The sequence below is a fragment of the Pseudomonas flexibilis genome, assembly GCF_000806415.1.
Taxonomy (GTDB): domain Bacteria; phylum Pseudomonadota; class Gammaproteobacteria; order Pseudomonadales; family Pseudomonadaceae; genus Serpens; species Serpens flexibilis.
In genome coordinates, this window is the sequence record NZ_JTAK01000001.1 from 14,997 (window position 1) to 33,984 (window position 18,988).

15 protein-coding genes are annotated in these 18,988 nt (G+C 66.4%); 12 read left to right on the plus strand and 3 right to left on the minus strand.

Features of this window, described 5'->3' with window-relative positions:
- Positions 1 to 206: 206 nt before the first annotated feature.
- The 5 genes from PT85_RS00090 (at position 207) to PT85_RS00110 (ending at position 5,078) form a co-directional block, all read left to right on the plus strand.
- Positions 207 to 1,331, plus strand: coding sequence for a branched-chain amino acid ABC transporter substrate-binding protein (locus PT85_RS00090; protein WP_039605615.1), 1,125 nt, complete (start codon positions 207 to 209; stop codon positions 1,329 to 1,331).
- 108 nt (positions 1,332 to 1,439) lie between these two features.
- Positions 1,440 to 2,363, plus strand: a complete 924-nt coding sequence (gene livH, locus PT85_RS00095) for a high-affinity branched-chain amino acid ABC transporter permease LivH (protein ID WP_027590839.1) — start codon at positions 1,440 to 1,442, stop codon at positions 2,361 to 2,363.
- A complete protein-coding gene (locus tag PT85_RS00100; protein WP_039605616.1) occupies positions 2,360 to 3,613 on the plus strand; it encodes a high-affinity branched-chain amino acid ABC transporter permease LivM in 1,254 nt (417 codons plus the stop codon). Before livH ends, PT85_RS00100 begins: the two co-directional genes overlap by 4 nt.
- Positions 3,610 to 4,377: a high-affinity branched-chain amino acid ABC transporter ATP-binding protein LivG gene (gene livG / locus PT85_RS00105; protein ID WP_027590837.1), complete on the plus strand. Its 768-nt coding sequence runs from the start codon at positions 3,610 to 3,612 to the stop codon at positions 4,375 to 4,377. The genes PT85_RS00100 and livG overlap by 4 nt, the downstream gene beginning before the upstream one ends.
- Complete coding sequence (locus PT85_RS00110; protein WP_039559862.1) at positions 4,377 to 5,078, plus strand: ABC transporter ATP-binding protein; 702 nt, start codon at positions 4,377 to 4,379, stop codon at positions 5,076 to 5,078. The genes livG and PT85_RS00110 overlap by 1 nt, the downstream gene beginning before the upstream one ends.
- On the opposite strand, the gene PT85_RS00115 is transcribed toward PT85_RS00110, so the two are convergent.
- Both PT85_RS00115 and PT85_RS00120 read right to left on the minus strand, forming a co-directional pair.
- Entirely contained in the window at positions 5,063 to 6,652 is a 1,590-nt protein-coding gene (locus PT85_RS00115; protein ID WP_039559863.1) for a methyl-accepting chemotaxis protein, read from the minus strand. The genes PT85_RS00110 and PT85_RS00115 overlap by 16 nt on opposite strands.
- Before the next feature lie 94 nt (positions 6,653 to 6,746).
- Complete coding sequence (locus tag PT85_RS00120) at positions 6,747 to 7,244, minus strand: outer membrane beta-barrel protein (protein WP_027590834.1); 498 nt, start codon at positions 7,242 to 7,244, stop codon at positions 6,747 to 6,749.
- A 201-nt stretch (positions 7,245 to 7,445) separates the two neighbouring features.
- On the opposite strand from PT85_RS00120, the gene PT85_RS00125 reads away from it, so the two are divergent.
- From PT85_RS00125 to PT85_RS00135, 3 genes are all read left to right on the plus strand, one after another.
- Entirely contained in the window at positions 7,446 to 8,330 is an 885-nt protein-coding gene (locus tag PT85_RS00125) for an NAD(P)-dependent oxidoreductase (protein WP_039605617.1), read from the plus strand.
- Positions 8,327 to 9,106, plus strand: coding sequence for a hydroxypyruvate isomerase family protein (locus PT85_RS00130; protein ID WP_039605618.1), 780 nt, complete (start codon positions 8,327 to 8,329; stop codon positions 9,104 to 9,106). The genes PT85_RS00125 and PT85_RS00130 overlap by 4 nt, the downstream gene beginning before the upstream one ends.
- 196 nt (positions 9,107 to 9,302) lie before the next feature.
- Positions 9,303 to 10,658: a spinster family MFS transporter gene (locus tag PT85_RS00135; protein WP_039605619.1), complete on the plus strand. Its 1,356-nt coding sequence runs from the start codon at positions 9,303 to 9,305 to the stop codon at positions 10,656 to 10,658.
- Positions 10,659 to 10,794: 136 nt separating this feature from the next.
- Here PT85_RS00135 and PT85_RS00140 read toward each other — a convergent pair whose 3' ends face one another.
- Entirely contained in the window at positions 10,795 to 11,970 is a 1,176-nt protein-coding gene (locus PT85_RS00140; protein ID WP_039605620.1) for a thiolase family protein, read from the minus strand.
- A gap of 234 nt (positions 11,971 to 12,204) precedes the next feature.
- Between PT85_RS00140 and PT85_RS00145 the strand changes: the two genes are divergently transcribed.
- The 4 genes from PT85_RS00145 (at position 12,205) to PT85_RS00160 (ending at position 18,920) form a co-directional block, all read left to right on the plus strand.
- Positions 12,205 to 13,884, plus strand: coding sequence for a fatty acid--CoA ligase (locus PT85_RS00145; RefSeq protein WP_039559868.1), 1,680 nt, complete (start codon positions 12,205 to 12,207; stop codon positions 13,882 to 13,884).
- A 217-nt stretch (positions 13,885 to 14,101) separates the two neighbouring features.
- Positions 14,102 to 16,117 (plus strand): DUF1302 domain-containing protein, encoded by a 2,016-nt coding sequence (locus PT85_RS00150; RefSeq protein ID WP_039605621.1) that lies wholly within the window; start codon positions 14,102 to 14,104, stop codon positions 16,115 to 16,117.
- A 27-nt stretch (positions 16,118 to 16,144) separates the two neighbouring features.
- Positions 16,145 to 17,509: a DUF1329 domain-containing protein gene (locus PT85_RS00155; protein ID WP_027590827.1), complete on the plus strand. Its 1,365-nt coding sequence runs from the start codon at positions 16,145 to 16,147 to the stop codon at positions 17,507 to 17,509.
- Between the two features lie 289 nt (positions 17,510 to 17,798).
- Complete coding sequence (locus PT85_RS00160; RefSeq protein WP_039605622.1) at positions 17,799 to 18,920, plus strand: GNAT family N-acetyltransferase; 1,122 nt, start codon at positions 17,799 to 17,801, stop codon at positions 18,918 to 18,920.
- Positions 18,921 to 18,988: the final 68 nt, after the last annotated feature.

Genomic DNA, 18,988 nt, shown 5'->3' on the forward strand with positions numbered 1-18,988 from the left:
CGGGCGGCAATGATACCCGCACCGCTGTCGGTGGAAAAACCATGGGGTACGTCGCTCGGGCACGGAGGCTTTGTTTCAATTCGAGACCAGGCGCTCCGACCGGGGCCATGGCGGCTTCCCAAGGCGGGAAATGGCGCTCTACACTCATCGGGCACTGCCTGTGGTTTCAGTCATCCCGGACGACAACAATCAGAAGAGTGGACACTATGACCAAGTCGACACAGCACCTGCGCAAGCTCATTACCGCAATGGCCCTGGCCGGCTGCGCCAGTCAGGCCCTGGCCGCCGACAACATCAGGATCGCGCTGGCCGGACCGGTGACGGGTGCCGTCGCGCAGTACGGCGAAATGCAGTTCGTTGGCGCGCGCATGGCCATCGAGCAGATCAACAAGGCCGGTGGCGTCAACGGCGCCCAGCTCGAAGGCGTGGTCTACGATGACGCCTGCGATCCCAAGCAGGCCGTGGCCGTGGCCAACAAGATCGTCAACGACGGCATCTCCTTCGTGGTCGGCCACCTGTGTTCCAGTTCCACCCAGCCCGCCTCGGATATTTACGAGGACGAGGGCATCCTCATGATCACCCCCGCCTCCACCAGCCCGGACGTCACCGCGCGCGGCTACCAGCTGATCTTCCGCACCATCGGCCTGGACAACCTGCAGGGTCCGACCGCCGGCAACTTCATCGCCGACAAGGTGAAGCCCAAGGCCGTGGCCGTGGTGCACGACAAGCAGCAATACGGCGAAGGCATCGCCACCGCCGTGCGTGACACCCTGAAGGACAAGGGCATCAATGTGGTGGCCTTCGAAGGCATCAACGCCGGCGACAAGGACTTCTCCGCGCTGATCGCCAAGCTCAAGCGCGCCAATGTCGACTTCGTCTACTACGGCGGCTACCACCCGGAACTCGGCCTGCTGCTGCGCCAGAGCAAGGAACGCGGCCTGGCCGCCCGCTTCATGGGCCCCGAAGGCGTCGGCAACAAGGAAATCTCCGCCATCGCCGGCCCGGCCTCCGAAGGTCTGCTGGTGACCCTGCCGCGCTCCTTCGACCAGGACCCGAAGAACAAGGCGCTGGTCGAGGCCTTCAAGGCGAAGAAGGAAGACCCCAGCGGTCCGTTCGTGTTCCCCGCCTATGCCGCTGTGCAGGTGATCGCCCAGGGCATCGAGAAGGCCGGCAGCACCGACACCGAGAAGGTGGCCGCCGCCCTGCGCGCCAACACCTTCGACACGCCCACCGGCACCCTGGCCTTCGACGAGAAGGGCGACCTGAAGGATTTCAGCTTCGTCGTCTACGAATGGCACCAGGACGGCACCAAGAGCGAAGCCACCAAGTAAGTCCGTCATGACCGGGAGCCCACCGCCTGCGCGGCGGGCTCCTTTCGCATGTGCCTTACGGACCCGTCGGCCGCCTTGTGGCGGCCGGACGGCACGAGGTAATCCGCAATGCCCGAGCTCTATCACTACCTTCAGCAACTGGTGAACGGCCTGACCATCGGCAGCACCTACGCGCTGATCGCCATCGGCTACACGATGGTGTACGGCATCATCGGCATGATCAACTTCGCCCACGGCGAGGTGTACATGATCGGCTCGTACATCGCCTTCATCGCCATTACCCTGCTGGCCATGGCCGGCGTCGACAGCCTGCTGCCGATCATGTTCGTCGCCTTCGCGGCCAGCATGATCGTCACCAGCGCCTACGGCTACAGCATCGAACGGGTCGCCTACCGGCCGCTGCGCGGCGGCAACCGGCTGATCCCGCTGATCTCCGCGATCGGCATGTCGATCTTCCTGCAGAACATGGTGATGCTGTCCCAGGACTCCAAGGACAAGGCCATCCCCAGCCTGCTGCCCGGCAACTTCGTGCTGGGGGAAAGCGCCATGAGCGGGGTGACCATTTCCTACATGCAGGTGCTGATCTTCGTGGTCACCTTCCTGGCCATGCTGGGCCTGAGCCTGTTCATCTCCCGCTCGCGCCTGGGACGTGCCTGCCGCGCCTGCGCCGAAGACCTGAAGATGGCCAACCTGCTGGGCATCAACACTAACCAGATCATCGCGCTGACCTTCGTCATCGGCGCTGCACTGGCCGCCGTGGCCGGCGTGCTGCTCGGCATGCAGTACGGGGTGATCAATCCGCACCTGGGCTTCCTGGCCGGCATCAAGGCGTTCACCGCCGCGGTGCTTGGCGGTATCGGCAGCATTCCCGGCGCGGTGCTTGGCGGCCTGCTGCTCGGCGTGGCCGAGGCGTTCGGCGCCGACCTGTTCGGTGACCAGTACAAGGACGTGGTGGCCTTCAGCCTGCTGGTGCTGGTGCTGCTGTTCCGTCCCACCGGGATCCTCGGCCGTCCGGAGGTGGAAAAGGTATGAGCCGCAACCTCAAGACCGCGCTGTTCAGCACCCTGCTGCTGTTGCTGATCTCCTACCCGATCCTCGGCCTGAAACTGAGCGTGATCGGCATCGGCCTGCAGGTGGAAGGCGCCGATGCGCGCACCCTGTGGACCATCGGCCTGGCCGCCGTGGCGATGTTCACCTGGCAGCTGCTGCGTGACCGTCTGCCGGGCGCGGGTCGCCTGGCGGCCATGACGCCGTCGGTGCCGGGCCAGGTGAAGAACTGGCTGACCCTGCCGTCCACCCAGCGCTGGATCATTCTCGCCCTGGTGATGCTGGCGCTGGTCTGGCCGTTCTTCGGTTCGCGGGCGGCGGTGGACATCGCCACGCTGATCCTCATCTACGTGATGCTCGGCATCGGCCTGAACATCGTGGTCGGCCTGGCCGGCCTGCTCGACCTCGGCTACGTCGGTTTCTACGCCGTGGGCGCCTACACCTATGCCTTGCTTGCCGAGTACGCCGGCTTCGGCTTCTGGCTGGCGCTGCCCATCGCCGGCCTGATGGCCGCCACCTTCGGCTGCCTGCTGGGTTTCCCGGTGCTGCGCCTGCGCGGCGACTACCTGGCCATCGTCACCCTGGGTTTCGGCGAGATCATCCGCATCCTGCTGCGCAACCTCACCGATATCACTGGCGGGCCGAACGGCATCAGCCAGATCCCCAAGCCGACGCTGTTCGGGTTGAGTTTCGACCGGCGCGCGCCAGAGGGACTGGAAACGTTCCACGGCTTCTTCGGCATTCCCTACGACTCCACCTACAAGGTGATCTTCCTCTACCTGATCGCCCTGCTGCTGGTGCTGCTGGCGCTGTTCGTCATCAACCGGCTGATGCGCATGCCCATCGGCCGTGCCTGGGAAGCGCTGCGCGAGGATGAGATCGCCTGCCGCTCGCTGGGCCTGAACCCGACCATCGTCAAACTCTCGGCCTTCACCCTGGGCGCCACCTTCGCCGGCTTCGCCGGCAGCTTCTTCGCCGCGCGCCAGGGGCTGGTGACGCCGGAATCCTTCACCTTCATCGAGTCGGCGATGATCCTTGCTATCGTGGTGCTCGGCGGCATGGGTTCGCAGCTGGGCATCATCCTCGCCGCGGTGGTCATGGTGCTGCTGCAGGAAATGCGCGAGTTCAACGAGTACCGCATGCTGATCTTCGGCCTGACCATGATCGTCATGATGATCTGGCGTCCGCAGGGCCTGTTGCCCATGCAGCGCCCGCACCTGGAGTTGAAGTCATGAGCCGCCCGCTGCTGGAAGTCCGGGGCCTGTGCATGCGCTTCGGGGGCCTGTTGGCCGTTAATGGCGTGAACCTCAGCGTGCGGGAAGGGCAGATCGTGTCGATGATCGGCCCCAACGGCGCCGGCAAGACCACCGTGTTCAACTGCCTGAACGGCTTCTACCGCCCCACCTCGGGGGAGATCCTCCTCGATGGCGAGCCGATCCAGGGCCTGCCGGGGCATCGCATCGCCTGCAAGGGCGTGGTGCGCACCTTCCAGAACGTGCGCCTGTTCAAGGAGATGACCGCGGTGGAGAACCTGCTGGTCGCCCAGCACCAGCACATCAACACCAACTTCTTCGCCGGCCTGTTCAAGACCCCCGGTTACCGACAGAGCGAGCGAGCGGCCATGGGCCGCGCCGCCGAGTGGCTGGAGCGCATGAGCCTCACCGAGGTGGCCAACCGCCCGGCGGGCACGCTGGCCTATGGGCAGCAGCGCCGCCTGGAAATCGCACGCTGCATGATGACCCGGCCGCGCCTGCTGATGCTCGACGAGCCGGCCGCCGGCCTAAACCCCCGCGAGACCGAGGACCTCAAGACGCTGATCGGCCAGTTGCGCGACGAGCACGGGGTGACCGTGCTGCTGATCGAGCACGACATGAAGCTGGTGATGAGCATTTCCGAACGCATCCTGGTGATCAACCAGGGCGCCCCGCTGGCCGAGGGCACGCCGGCGGAGATTCGCGCCAATCCGGATGTGATCAAGGCCTACCTGGGGGAAACCTGATGCTGCAGTTCGACAACGTTTCCACCTTCTACGGCAAGATCCAGGCCCTGCACGGTGTCAGCCTGAGCGTCGAGCGCGGCGAGATTGTCACCCTGATCGGCGCCAACGGCGCCGGCAAGTCGACCCTGCTGATGACCCTGTGCGGCTCGCCGCGCGCCGCCAGCGGCAGCATCCGCTACGAGGGCGAGGAGCTGGTCGGCCTGGACACCTGCGACATCATGCGCAAGAGCATTGCCGTGGTGCCCGAGGGCCGGCGCATCTTCGCCCGCCTGACGGTGGAGGAGAACCTGGCCATGGGCGCCTTCTTCACCCGCAAGGACCAGTACCAGCAGGAACTGGAGCGGGTGCTGGCGCTGTTCCCGCGCCTCAGGGAGCGCTTCGTCCAGCGCGGCGGCACCATGTCCGGCGGCGAGCAGCAGATGCTGGCTATTGCGCGCGCGCTGATGAGCCGGCCGAAGCTGCTGTTGCTCGACGAGCCCTCGCTTGGCCTGGCACCGATCGTCATCCAGCAGATCTTCGAGATCATCGAGCAACTGCGCCGTGACGGGGTGACCGTCTTCCTGGTCGAGCAGAACGCCAACCAGGCGCTCAAGCTGGCCGACCGCGGCTACGTGCTGGAAAACGGCCGGATCGTCATGCAGGGCAGTGGCGACGAGCTGCTGCGCGATCCGCGCGTGCGCGAGGCCTACCTGGGCGGCTGAGCGGTGGCCTGCTGCGGCCGGTAGCCCAGGCGCACGCCGCCCCAGTGGCGGCCAAGCACGTGGACCGGGACCGACAGGTCGTGCATCAGCTCGCCGGTGTCGCGGCTGTACGTCTGCAGCAGCAGGTTGCGCTCATGGCTGCCGCAGCGGAGGCCGGTGCGGTCGTTGAAGATGCGCTTGCTGCGGCTGCGCAGCTGGTCCACCTCGGGATCGCCGGTCGGCGGCTGGTTGAAGGCCTGGTTGTGGGTGGGCACATAGCCGTCCGGCGTGGTGGCGATGGCGTACACCAGCGCCGGGTCGCGGGCCAGCAGCGGCTCCTGGATGGCCGGCAGCACTTGGTCGGCATAGCGATCGAAACGGGTGTGATAGCGGACTGGGTCGGTGCCGGCTACGGCCTGGTAGTCACGGTCGAACAGGTCATCCATGCTGAGTCGCCCGCTGGCCAGATCCGCCTCGAAACGCGCCGCCAGTGCGGCGGCGCCCTCGCGGGCCAGGTCGTAGAAACGCTGGTGATAGGCATCCAGCTGCACGTTGGCCAGCTGCTCGCTGACCGTTTCAGCCTGCGTTACCAGTTGCCCGGCGGCCTGTTCCAGCTGCCGCGTCTGGCCTTCGCTGTCCAGCACATCGGTGCGCAGTCGGTCGAGCGCGGTGAACTGAGCGGTCAGGCGTTGCTGGCTGTCCTCGGTGCCGGCGGCGATCTGGCTGACCTGGCTGGCCACATCGCCGGCCAGCTCGGCAATGTTGCCCAACTGGCGGCCGGTGACTTCGATCAGCGCGCCGGTCTCGTCCAGCTCGCCGGCCTGGCGCTGGATGTGGGTGACCACCGCTTCGCTCTGCTGGTGGATCTCGGCGATGCGCGCGCGAACCTCCTCGGTGGCCCTGGCGGTGTGCGAGGCCAGGTTGCGCACCTCGTCGGCCACCACCGCGAAGCCGCGCCCGGCGTCACCGGCCCGCGCCGCCTCGATGGCCGCGTTGAGGGCCAGCAGATTGGTCTGGCTGGCGATGGTCTCGATCACGTCGGCGATGCGGCGGATCTCCTCGGAACGGGTCGCCAGCTCGCCCACCAGTCCACGGCTGGCCTGGCTTTGCGCGCTCAGCCGGCGCATGCGGGCGATGGTCTGCTCCAGCTCCGCCTGTCCACTGACACTGCCCTGGCGCATCGCCTCGGCGGCATCCAGCGCTCGCTGCGCCTGTGCGGCGCTCTGCTGCCCGGTGCTGACCATGGCCTCGGCGCCCAGGGCGATCTCGCCCAGCGCGTCGCGCTGCGAATGCAGGCGCTGGGCCAGTTGCTCCACATTGAAGGCCACCTGGGCGGCGGCCAGGGCGTTCTGGGTGGTATGCCGGGAGAGTTCCTGGCTGAGGTTGCGGAACGCCTGGGCTTCCTGCTGGGTGCTGGCCGGCGCGTCCGCGCGCAAGCGGCGCAGCCTGAGCCAGGGCCACAAGCCGAGTAATAGCAGTGCCGCCAGGTCGAGCCCGGCGGGCAGCGCAAGCCCGCGCAGAATCAGCCAGGCGCCGAGCAGGGTAGCGCCATGCAGCAGAAAGAGCGGGGCGAGCGGGCGAAGGGTGGGGCGCATGGCGGCTCATTCTTGTTATCCGGGCCCCCCGTTAAACCACGAAGCGGGCGGATTCCACCATGCGCCAATGGTCGTGACCGGTCGGTCGCGGCTTTTACAGCCGGTGGCTGATACCCAGGCTGAGTGCCTCGACTTCGGGAAGCATCAGGAACTCGGCATTCAGCGTCAGCTCCCGGGTGGGGTGGTACTGCGCGCCGATGCCCAGCGCGATGCCGGATTCGGTGCCGCTGGCATTGCCCCACCAGCCATCCACCGAATAGGCCACGCGGGCCAGGCCGGCGACGCCGTACACCGCCAGGTTGCTATCGACCGGCAGGATGCCCTTGGCCAGCAGGGCAAAGTAGTTGTCGATTTCCAGGTTGTCATCCTCGCCCAACCCCAGGCCCAGGCGGGCTTCGGCAGCCAGGTTCGGGTGCAGGACCGCGCCGGCGTGGGCGCCGAGGCCCAGCACGGTCGGGTCGTCGAACAGCGATCCGTTGACGCCGACATACAGGTTGTCCCGGGCGGAGGCGAGCATGTCATCTATCGGGGCGGCCTGGGCGAGGGTGCTCAGGCCGAAAACCAGGGCGGCCAGCGTGCATTGCAGTTTCATATCTTTCCTTGCGGAGTGGGATGCGGGGGAGGGCTGCGGGCAGCCTGCGCTGATGCAGGCCAGGCATGGCCCGGCGCCACATCAGGCTGGGCCGGAATCTTATGGACAACCCCCGCGGAGTCAATGCCATCGTCAGCGACCTGGGTCGAGCAGAACGGATAATGGGATACCCTTGGCGCAATCCCTTCACTGGAGTCCGGAATGTCTGCCCTGCCTTCCCTCGCCTTCGCCGGCATTGGCCTGATGGGCCTGCCGATGTGCCGCCGCCTGCTGGCGGCCGGTTTTCCGCTCACGGTCTGGAACCGTTCCGCCGACAAATGCACACCGCTGGTGGCCAACGGTGCGCGCATCGCAGCCCATCCCGCCGATCTGTGCGAGGCGGACATTGTCATGCTCTGCCTGGCGGACACTGCCGCCGTGCGCGACGTGGTGTTCGGCGCCGGTGGCATCGTCGAGCGTGCGCGGCCCGGCCAGTTGCTGGTGGATTTCTCCAGCGCGGAACCGGCTGCCACCCGCGAGATGGCCGCTGAACTGGAGGCGCGCACCGGCATGCGCTGGGTGGATGCGCCGGTTTCCGGCGGCACGCCGGGCGCGGCGGCCGGCACCCTGGCGATCATGGCCGGCGGTCAGGAGGCCGATATCGAGCGCGTTCGCCCGGTGCTGGCGCATCTGGGCCAGCGGCTGACGCGCATGGGCGAGGTCGGCGCCGGGCAGGTGACCAAGGTGTGCAACCAGATGATCGTCGCCTGCAATGCGCTGGTGATCGCCGAAGTGGTTGCGCTGGCGGAAAAGGCCGGGGTGGATGCCGCGCTGATCGCACCGGCGCTGGCCGGCGGCTTTGCCGATTCCAAACCGCTGCAGATTCTTGCCCCGCAGATGGCCGAAAGCTGTTTCGAGCCAATCAAGTGGCACGTGCGCACGCTGCTCAAGGACCTGGACACCGCTGTGCGCCTGTCCCGCGAGCAGGGCAGCGCCACGCCGATGAGCGGCCTGGCCGCCCAGCTGATGCGCCTCCATGCCGGCCAGGGCCACGCGGAGCACGACCCGGCCACGCTGGTGCTGCAATACCGGGAGGCCCGGCCGTGAGAATCGCCGCCAATCTGTCGCTGCTGTTCACCGAGCGCCCGCTGATCGAGCGGCCGCGCGCCGCCTGCGCCGCGGGTTTCGAGGGCGTGGAGATCCAGTTTCCCTACGAGCTGCCAGCCGTGCGCCTGAAGGAGGAGCTGGAGCGCCTGGCGCTGCCGCTGGTGCTGATCAACCTGCCGGCCGGCGACCTGATGCAGGGCGGCGACGGGCTGGCCTGCGTGCCGGCGCGCCAGGCCGACTTCGACCGGGCGCTGCAGGAGGCGCTGAGTTATGCGGCCATGACCCGCCCACAGGCGGTCAATGTGCTGGCCGGGCGCCTGCCGGCCGGCGTCGCCCGCGAAGACGCCCTGGCCACCCTGGCCGCCAACCTGCGCACCACCGCCGACGCGTTCCAGCTGCTGGGCATCCGGGTGTACTGCGAAGCCATCAACCCGCTGGACATGCCGGGCTTTCTGGTCAATACCCCCGAGGATCTGCTCGGCCTGCTGGACGCCGTGGCGCACCCCAATCTGTTCGCCCAGCTCGACCTCTACCACATGGCCCGCCAGGGTCTGGACCTGCCGACGGCCATCCGGGCGCTGGCCGGGCGCATCGGTCATGTGCAGTTCGCCGACTGTCCGGGGCGCGGCGCGCCGGGCAGCGGGGCGCTGGATTTTCCCGCCGCGCTGCACGCCCTGCGCGAGGCGGGTTATGACGACTGGCTGGCCGCCGAGTACCGTCCGGACGCGGCGGGCACCGAAGCCGGGCTGGGGTGGCTTTCCCGCTGGCGGCCCTGACCGCCTGCCCGAACACAAAAGCGCGCGGACACGTCCGCTCCCACGAAAAGCACCGCCGCAGGGCGGTCAGTGCTTTTCCAGCCGCCGTGCCCACCACTTCGGCGGCCAGGCACGACGTTGTCCGCCCTACGACCGGCATTTGTGCGCCTTCGCTTCTACAGTCAACGGTCGAAGCCTCTGCCGGAGCCCGCCGACCATGCCGCCCACCGCCGTCCAAGCCCCCAACGCCTGGCGTGTGCTGTTCCTGCTGTTCCTCGCCAACCTGTTCAACTTCTTCGATCGCACGATCCCGGCCATCGTCACCGAGCCGGTGCGCCGCGAGTGGAACCTCAGCGACCTGCAGATCGGCCTCTTCGGTACTGCCTTCACGCTGATCTATGCACTGGCCGGCATTCCCCTTGGACGGCTCGCTGATTCCGCCTCGCGGGCACGCATCATGGGCTGGGGACTGACCCTGTGGAGCGGCCTGACCGCCCTCAATGGCCTGGCCTGGAATTTCTGGAGCTTCCTGTTGATGCGCATGGGCGTGGGCATCGGCGAGGCCAGCTACGCGCCGGCGGCCAACTCGCTGATCGGCGACCTGTTTCCCGCCGATCGCCGGGCACGGGCCATGGGCCTGTTCATGCTCGGTCTGCCGCTGGGGCTGACCCTGGCGTTCTTCACCGTCGGCGCCATGGTGGAGGCCTTCGGCAGTTGGCGGGCGCCGTTCTTCCTGGCCGCCGTGCCGGGCCTGCTGCTGGCGTTGTTCATCTTCTTCATCCGCGAACCGGCGCGTGGCGCGGCGGAGGGGCGGGTGATGGCGGCGCAGCCGGTGGACCGGCCGCTGCGCCGATTGCTGGCCATTCCCACCTTCGGCTGGCTGGTCCTGGCCGGGTTGGCATTCAACTTCGCGGTGTATGCCTGCAACCTGTTCATGGTGCCGCTGCTGATGCGCTATTTCGCCCTGACGCTGAACCAGGCGGCGCTGTCCACCGGGCTGATCGTCGGGGTATCCGGCCTGATCGGCCTCACCGCCGGCGGCTGGCTGGCCGACCGCACCCACCAGCAATGGCCGCGCGGCCGGCTGCTGTTCGGCGCGCTGAGTCTGTTGCTGGCCACGTTGTTCACCGGCGTGCCGCTGCTGGCCGGGCGCATCGAGGCGGCCTGGTTCGTCGGGCTGTTCAGCATCGGCTGGCTGTGTTCCTACTGTTTTTACACCACGGCCTATCCGGCGATTCAGGATGTGGTGGAGCCACGGCTGCGCGCCACCGCCATGGCCCTGTTCTTCGCTGGGCTGTATCTGCTCGGCGGTGGCCTGGGACCGGTGGTGGTGGGTCTGCTGTCGGATCACTTCGCCGAAACGGCCCGGCTGGCGGCAGGCGCCGCCGACCTGCAGGAGGCATTCAAGGCCGCCGGATTGCACGACGCGCTGTATGTGATCCCGGTGGCGCTGCTGCTCACTACCGGCTTCCTGTTCCAGGCGTCGCGCTGCTTCGTGGCGGACGCGCGGCGCATGCAGGAGGGGCTGGGTGACGGGGCAGTTGGCGAAGCAGGGCTGGTCGGCCAGTCGTAGGGCGAGTAACGCCGCCGTGTCTGTGCCGGGCCCCGACGGCGGCCGGAAAAAGTGCCGACCGCCCTTGTATCTCGACTACCGACCTTTTTGAGGCGATAGTCCCCGACCCGCCGGCACAGCGGGGGACGGTAGCGCCCTACAGCAGCTCCACCGCCACCGCCGTCGCCTCACCACCACCGATGCACAGCGACGCCACGCCGCGTTTGCCGCCGGTCTGGCGCAGCGCGTTGATCAGGGTGACGATGATCCGCGAGCCGGTGGAGCCCACCGGGTGACCCTGGGCGCAGGCGCCGCCATAGATGTTCACCTTGGCGTGGTCCAGACCATGCTCGCGCATGGCCAGCATGGTGACCATGGCGAACGCCTCGTTGATCTCGAACAGGTCAACATCCTCTGCGCTCCAGCCGGTCTTGCGGAACAGGCTGGACAGCGCGCCGACCGGCGCCAGGGTGAACTCGCTGGGGTCCTGGCTCTGCGTGGCGTGGCCGACGATCTTCGCCAGCGGCTTGAGCCCGCGCTTGGCAGCCTCCTCGGCGGTCATCAGCACCAGCGCGCTGGCGCCGTCGGAGATCGAGCTGGCGTTGGCGGCGGTGATGGTGCCGTCCTTGCGAAACGCCGGCTTGAGACCCGGAATCTTCTCCGGGTTGGCGGTCAGCGGCTGCTCGTCGTTCTTGACCTGCACCTCGCCCTTGCGGGTGGTGACGGTGACCGGAATGATCTCGGCGTCCAGCGCGCCGCTCTGGATGGCGGCCTGGGCGCGGCGGAGGGATTCGATGGCGTAGGCGTCCATCTCCTCGCGGGTGATGCCGTGGCGATCGGCGGTTTCCTGGGCGAAGGAGCCCATCAGCCGCCCGGTGCGCGCATCCTCCAGGCCGTCGAGGAACATGTGGTCCTTGAGTTCCGCGTGGCCCATGCGCAGGCCGCTGCGCGCCTTTTCCAGGATATAGGGGGCGTTGGACATGCTTTCCATGCCGCCGGCCACCATCACCTGGTTGGTGCCGGCCTTGAGCAGGTCATGGGCCAGCATGACCGCCTTCATGCCCGAGCCGCACAGCTTGTTGATGGTGGTGCAGCCGGTGGCGGCGGGCAGGCCGGCATTCAGTGCGGCCTGGCGTGCCGGACCCTGCTTGAGGCCGGCGGGGAGCACGCAGCCCATGATCACTTCCTGCACATCCTCGGGTTGCACGCCGGCGCGGCTCACGGCCTCGCGGATGGCCACGGCGCCCAGGTCTACGGCGCTCAGCGCCGCCAGGCTACCCTGGAAGCCGCCCATGGGGGTGCGCACACCACTGACGATGACGATCTCGGACATCGAAAACACCTCTAGCAGTCTGGGTCCGGGCAGGCGTTTCCTGCGGTAACCGCAGCGCCTGGCCGGACGGGCTCTCTTGAAATATCGGAACCAGCCGATGCGCCGGATTCTACCGTGTGACCAGAATCGCCATAAGGGTCACGGCAAAAATCATTCTTTGGGCTGATGAGGGTTTCTCTCGGGCCTCCTAGAGTTTCCCCACCCAACAAAAACAACAACCGAAGGTGACCTTTCATGCAGACCCGCATCATCCCGCCCGCCGACAATGCTCACCCTTGCCCGTTGCTGATCAAGCGCCTGCTGCTCTCCGGCAGCCGCTACGAACGTACCCGCGAAATCGTCTACCGGGATCAGGTGCGCTACAGCTATGCCACCTTCAACGAGCGCGTCGCCCGCCTGGCCAACGTGCTGACAACGGCGGGCGTGCGCCCCGGCGATACCGTGGCGGTCATGGACTGGGACAGCCACCGCTACCTGGAGTGCATGTTCGCCGTGCCGATGATCGGCGCAGTGCTGCATACCATCAACGTTCGCCTTTCCCCCGAACAGATCCTCTACACCATGAACCACGCCGAGGACCGGCTGGTACTGGTGAATGCCGAGTTCCTGCCGCTCTACCAGGCCATTGCGCCGCACCTGACCACGGTCGAGAAGACCCTGCTGCTCAGCGATCATCCGGAGGCTTCGGCCGAGTTGCCAGGGCTTGTGGGGGAATACGAAAGCCTGATGGCAGAGGCCGGTACGCGGTACGACTTCCCCGACTTCGACGAGAACTCGGTGGCCACCACCTTCTACACCACCGGCACCACTGGCAATCCCAAGGGGGTGTACTTCACCCACCGTCAACTGGTGCTGCACACCCTGGCCATGGCTTCCACCCTCGGTTCGATGGACAGCGTGCGGCTGATGGGCAGCGACGATGTATACATGCCGATCACGCCGATGTTCCACGTGCATGCCTGGGGCGTGCCGTACGTGGCCACCATGCTGGGCGTCAAGCAGGTCTACCCGGGCCGTTACGACCCGGAATTCCTGGTCGAGCTGTGGAGGCGTGAGAAGGTCAGCTTCTCCCACTGCGTGCCGACCATCCTGCAGATGCTGCTCGGTGCCAAGGCCGCCCAGGGAGTGGATTTCGGCGGCTGGAAGCTGATCATCGGCGGCAGTGCGCTCAATCGCGGACTCTATGACGCCGCCAAGGCCTGCGGCATCCAGCTCACCGCTGCCTACGGCATGTCGGAAACCTGTCCGCTGATCAGTGGCGCCTACCTGAACGAGGAGCTGCGCGCCGGCAGCGAGGACGAGCGCAGCCGCTACCGCATCAAGGCCGGCGTGCCGGTGCCGCTGGTGGAGGCGGCGATCATGAACGAGGACGGCACCTTCGCCCCGGCGGATGGCGAGACCCAGGGCGAGCTGGTGCTGCGCGCCCCTTGGCTGACCCAGGGCTATTTCCGCGAGCCGGAGAAGAGCGAGGCGCTGTGGGCCGGCGGCTGGATGCACACCGGTGATGTCGCCACGCTGGACGACATGGGCTTCATCGACATCCGCGATCGCCTCAAGGACGTGATCAAGACGGGCGGCGAATGGATCTCCTCGCTGGACCTGGAAGATCTGATCAGTCGCCACCCGGCGGTGCGCGAGGTGGCGGTGGTGGGTGTCCCCGATCCGCAGTGGGGAGAGCGCCCCTTTGCGTTGCTGGTGCTGCGTCCCGACGCCGCTCTGGATGCGCGTGCGCTGAAGGATCACCTCAAGCCTTTCGTGGAACAGGGGCACATCAACAAATGGGCGATTCCCAGTCAGATCGCCACTGTTACCGAAATTCCCAAGACCAGTGTGGGGAAGCTGGACAAGAAGCGCATCCGCCAGGATGTCGCCACCTGGCAGGCGGCCGGGAGCACATTTCTGTCCACGCTGTAGGGGCCGGCTGGCGAGGGTGATGAGCGTGACCGATCAGTCAAGCAAGCGTTGGCTTGGTTATTGCTCCGGGGGAAGCGGCGAAAGGTTTTGCTGTACGTCGCAAACTGGCGAGCCAGACGCCTTCGAGGAGCGCAAATCACTCTTTCGGGGGATCAGGCCGGCCGCGTGGCTGGTTATAGTCGCCCGCAGGCATAACAACAAAAATGGAGTAGCGTCGATGACAACAACCAAACCGTTCTGGCGTCGGGCCCGACTGCCGCTGGCGATCAGCCTGGCTTCGACCCTGTCGGCACCGGCATTCGCTCTGAACTTCAATATCGGCGAGATCGAAGCGCAGTTCGACTCTTCCCTCTCGGTGGGTGCCAGCTGGGCTACCTCCAAGCCGAACCAGGACCTGATCGGCGCCAACAACGGTGGCCGCGGTCTGTCGCAGACTTCCGATGATTCACACCTGAACTTCAAACGTGGGGAGACGTTCTCGAAGATCTTCAAGGGTGTGCATGACCTGGAACTGCGCTACGGCGACATGGGTGCCTTCCTGCGCGGCAAATACTGGTACGACTTCGAACTCAAGGACGAAGACCGCCCCTTCAAGGAAATCTCCGACAAGGGTCGCGAGCGCCTGGCGCAATCCTCTGGCGCCGAGCTGCTGGATGCCTTCGTCTATTACAACTACGCCATCGCCGACCTGCCGGGCAGCGTGCGCCTTGGCAAGCAGGTGGTGAGCTGGGGTGAGAGCACCTTCATCCAGGGTGGCATCAACTCCATCAACCCGGCCGACGTCTCCGCCCTGCGCCGTCCCGGCGCCGAGCTGAAGGAAGCCTTCATCCCGGTCAACATGTTCTATGTCGGCCAGAGCCTGACCGACAACCTGTCCGTCGAGGCGTTCTATCAGATCGAGTGGGACCCGACCGTGGTGGAGAACTGCGGCACCTTCTTCTCGCAGCCGGATGTGGTGGCGCCGGGGTGTGATGAGAACCTGCGCGTGCTGAGCCCTGCACTGGGTGCTCTTGCACCGTATGCGGCGGCCCAGGGCTTTGGCTACGAGGTAGACTCCGAGGGCGTCAAGGTTGCCCGTGGGGCAGATCGCAACGCCAAAGATGGTGGTCAGTGGGGCATCGCCTTCCGCTACATGTTCGAGCCGCTGGACACCGAGTTTGGCGCCTACTTCATGAACTACCACAGCCGTCTGCCGATCTTCAGCGGACAGGCTGGTCCGGCGCAGGCTTATGCAGCTGCAGCCGCAGCGGGCCAATCGGCAGTTGCCGGGTTGATCGGCCCGGCAGTAACGCAGCTGGTGCAGGCTCAGTGCGCGGCTCTGGCCGGTGCCTGTGCGGATCCGGCTGTACTGGCGAGCGTTCAGCAGCAGGTCACCGCTGGGGTACTGGCCAGCCCGCAAGGTCAGGCAGCCCAGCTTGCAGGCACGGGCGTCGCCTCTGCCACCGCGGCAGGCGCTGGCAACTACTTCATCGAGTATCCCGAAGACATCCGCCTCTATGGCCTGAGCTTCTCCACCACGCTGCCCACCGGCACCGCGTGGCAGGGTGAAATCAGCTACCGACCGGATGCGCCGGTTCAGTTGAACACCACCGACGTCTTGTACAGCGCCCTGACCCCGCTGGACCCGACTGTATCGATTCTGACCGCCACGCCCGGCTCCACGCGCCATGGCTATGAGCTCAAGGAAATCACCCAGGTGCAGACCACCTTCACCCACTTCTTCGATCAGGTCATGGGCGCCTCGCGCGTGACGGTGGTGGGCGAGGTCGGCTGGACTCACGTCGGGGGCCTGGAAGATACCAGCGTGAAGCGTTACGGCCGTGACCCGATCTTCGGGCCGGGACCGCTGCCCAATGGGCGTTGCGAGTCGCTGAATGCCAGCACGCTGGCCAACACCGCCGACAAGCGCAACCTGAGTCGCTACTGCGAGGACGACGGTTTCACCACCGCCAACTCGTGGGGCTACCGCCTGCGCGCTGTGTGGGACTACCCGAACGCCTTCCTGGGTGTGAACCTGCAGCCGAACCTGGCCTGGTCGCATGACGTCGAGGGTTACTCCCCCGGTCCAGGCGGCAACTTCGAGGAAGACCGCAAGGCCATCAGCGTGGGTCTGAACGCCGACTACCAGAACACCTACACCATGAACCTGTCGTACACCGACTTCTTCGACGGCAAGTACTCGACCCAGGACGACCGCGACTTCGTGGCCCTGAGCTTCGGCGTGAACTTCTAACGGGCCTGTATTGAAGGAAATGCACCTATGAAAACAAAAAACCTGATGCAGACCGGCGTACTGGCGATCTCCCTCCTGGCAGGCAGCGTGATGGCTGCCGTCCCGGAGTCCGAGGCTGCCAAGCTGGGCACCACCCTGACCCCGCTGGGCGCTGAGAAGGCCGGCAACGCCGCCGGCACCATTCCGGCCTGGACCGGTGGCCTGCCGAAGAATGCCGGTACCGTCGACAGCCGTGGCTTCCTGTCCGATCCGTTCGCTGCCGAACGTCCGCTGTTCACCATCACCGCCAAGAATGTCGAGCAGTACAAGGACAAGCTGACCCCTGGCCAGCTGGCGATGTTCAAGCGCTACCCGGATACCTTCCGGATGCCGGTGTTCACCACCCACCGCACCGCCACCGTGCCGGAGAGCGTGATTCAGGCCACCCGCCAGAATGCCACGCGCACCAAGCTGCTGGCCGGCGGCAACGGCCTGGAGGACTTCCGCGTCGCCAACGCCTTCCCGATTCCGAAGAACGGACTGGAGGTGATCTGGAACCACATCACCCGCTACCGCGGTGGCAGCGTGCGCCGCATGGTGACTCAGGCGACTCCGCAGGTGAACGGCTCCTACAACCTCGTGTACTTCAATGAGGAATTCGCCTTCCGCGAAGCCCTGAAGGACTACGATCCCAGCAAGCCGAGCAACGTGCTGTTCTACTTCAAGCAGCGCGTGACCGCCCCGGCGCGTCTGGCGGGTAACGTACTGCTGGTGCACGAGACCCTTGACCAGGTGAAGGAACCGCGTCTGGCCTGGCTGTACAACGCTGGTCAGCGCCGCGTGCGTCGTGCCCCGCAGGTGTCCTATGACGGTCCGGGTACCGCTGCCGACGGCATGCGCACCTCCGACCAGCTGGACATGTACAACGGTGCCCCGGATCGCTACGACTGGAAACTGGTCGGCAAGAAGGAGCTGTACATCCCGTACAACAGCTACCGCCTGGACTCCCCGAACCTCAAGTACTCGGACATCCTCAAGGCCGGTCATATCAACCAGGATCTGACCCGCTACGAGCTGCACCGCGTCTGGCACGTGGAAGCCACCCTCAAGTCCGGCGAGCGCCACATCTATGCCAAGCGTGACTTCTATATCGACGAGGACACCTGGCAGGCCGCAATCATCGATCAGTACGATGGCCGCGGTAACCTGTGGCGTGTCTCCGAAGCCCATGCCCAGTACTACTACGACAACCAGGTACCGTGGTACACCCTGGAAACCAGCTACGACCTGCAATCCGGTCGTTACCTGGCCCTGGGCATGAAGAACGAGGAAAAGCGCGCCTACGAGTTCGGCTTCACCGCCACCGAAAGCGAGTTCACCCCGGCAGCCCTGCGCCAGTCCGGCGTGCGTTAACGCAACACCTTCCGGCGCAAGGCCGGAACACAAAGCCCACGCCTTCGCGCGTGGGCTTTTTCATTATGGCCAGGCACTGACGAGCCCTCAGTGTGTGGGGGCGAATTCATCAAGCTTCTGAGATGCTGCACAAGAGCTCGCGAGCGATGCGGTGCGTAGACCTGCGGGAGCGAATTCATTCGCGAGCTTCTGGGGAGTCACACAGGGCCCGCAGACGAGTGTCCGCCCCATCAGCAGCGTCGGCTCGCCAGCACTTCCCTCCGCACTCCCGCCCGCGTAGGGTTGTCCCATGACCGATACCATCGACCGCCTCGCCGACCTCCCGGCCAGCGACTGGGACGCCCTGTTGCCTGCCGGACAGCTTTTCCTGCGTCATGCATTCCTGAGCAGTCTGGAAGACAGCGGCGCGGTCGGCCCTGGCACGGGGTGGCTACCTGCTCATCGGATGATGCGCGATGCGCAAGGCCGCCTGACTGCCGCTGCCCCGGCCTACCGCAAGCTGCACTCCTACGGCGAATACGTGTTCGACTGGGGCTGGGCGGATGCCTGCCGGCGCGCCGGCATCGCCTACTACCCCAAGCGATTGAGTGGCGTGCCATTCACCCCGGTGCCTGGCGCACGCCTGCTGGGCGCCCCGGCAGCGCTGGCGCGGTTGCTGGAGGCCGGCGAGGCGCAATTGGCCGAGCAGGGGGAATCCGGCTGGCATATCAATTTCACCCAGCCGGCGGATGACGCCCTGTTGCGTGGGCGCAGCGGCTGGCTGGAGCGCCTGGGCTGTCAGTTCCACTGGTTCAACCGGGGCTATCGGGACTTTCAGGATTTCCTCGACACCCTGAGTTCCCGCAAGCGCAAGCAGCTGCGCAAGGAGCGCGACCAGGTGGCGGGCCAGGGCATCGAGTTCGAATGGCGCGACAGCAGCCAGATGCGCGAGGTGGACTGGGACTTCGTCCATGCCTGCTACGCCCGCACCTATCAGGTACGCGGCCAGGACCCCTACCTGCCGCGTGGCTTCTTCAGCCTGTTGGCCGAACGCATGCCAGCGGCACTGCGCGTGGTGCTGGCGCGGCAGCGCGGGCGGCCGGTGGCCATGGCCTTCTCGCTGCAGGGCGATGACTGTCTATTTGGCCGCTACTGGGGTTGCCTGGCGGAGTTTGACCGGCTGCATTTCGAGACCTGCCTGTATCAGGGCATCGACTGGAGCATCGAACAGCGGCTGGCGCGTTTCGAGGCCGGTGCCCAGGGCGAGCACAAGTTGCTGCGCGGCTTCGAACCGGTGCTGACGCGCTCCTGGCATTACCTGCTGCATCCCGGCTTGCGGGCCGCGGTGGTGGGGTTTCTCGCAGAGGAGCGGGTGGCAGTGAGCGCCTACCTGCAAGAGGCGCGCGGTCACCTGCCATACCGGAAGGTGTAGGGTGGTCAAGGCAATGCCTTGGCAACCGATAGCGAGGGAGCGGCGGCCGGAACAGCGCCGCCCGCCCT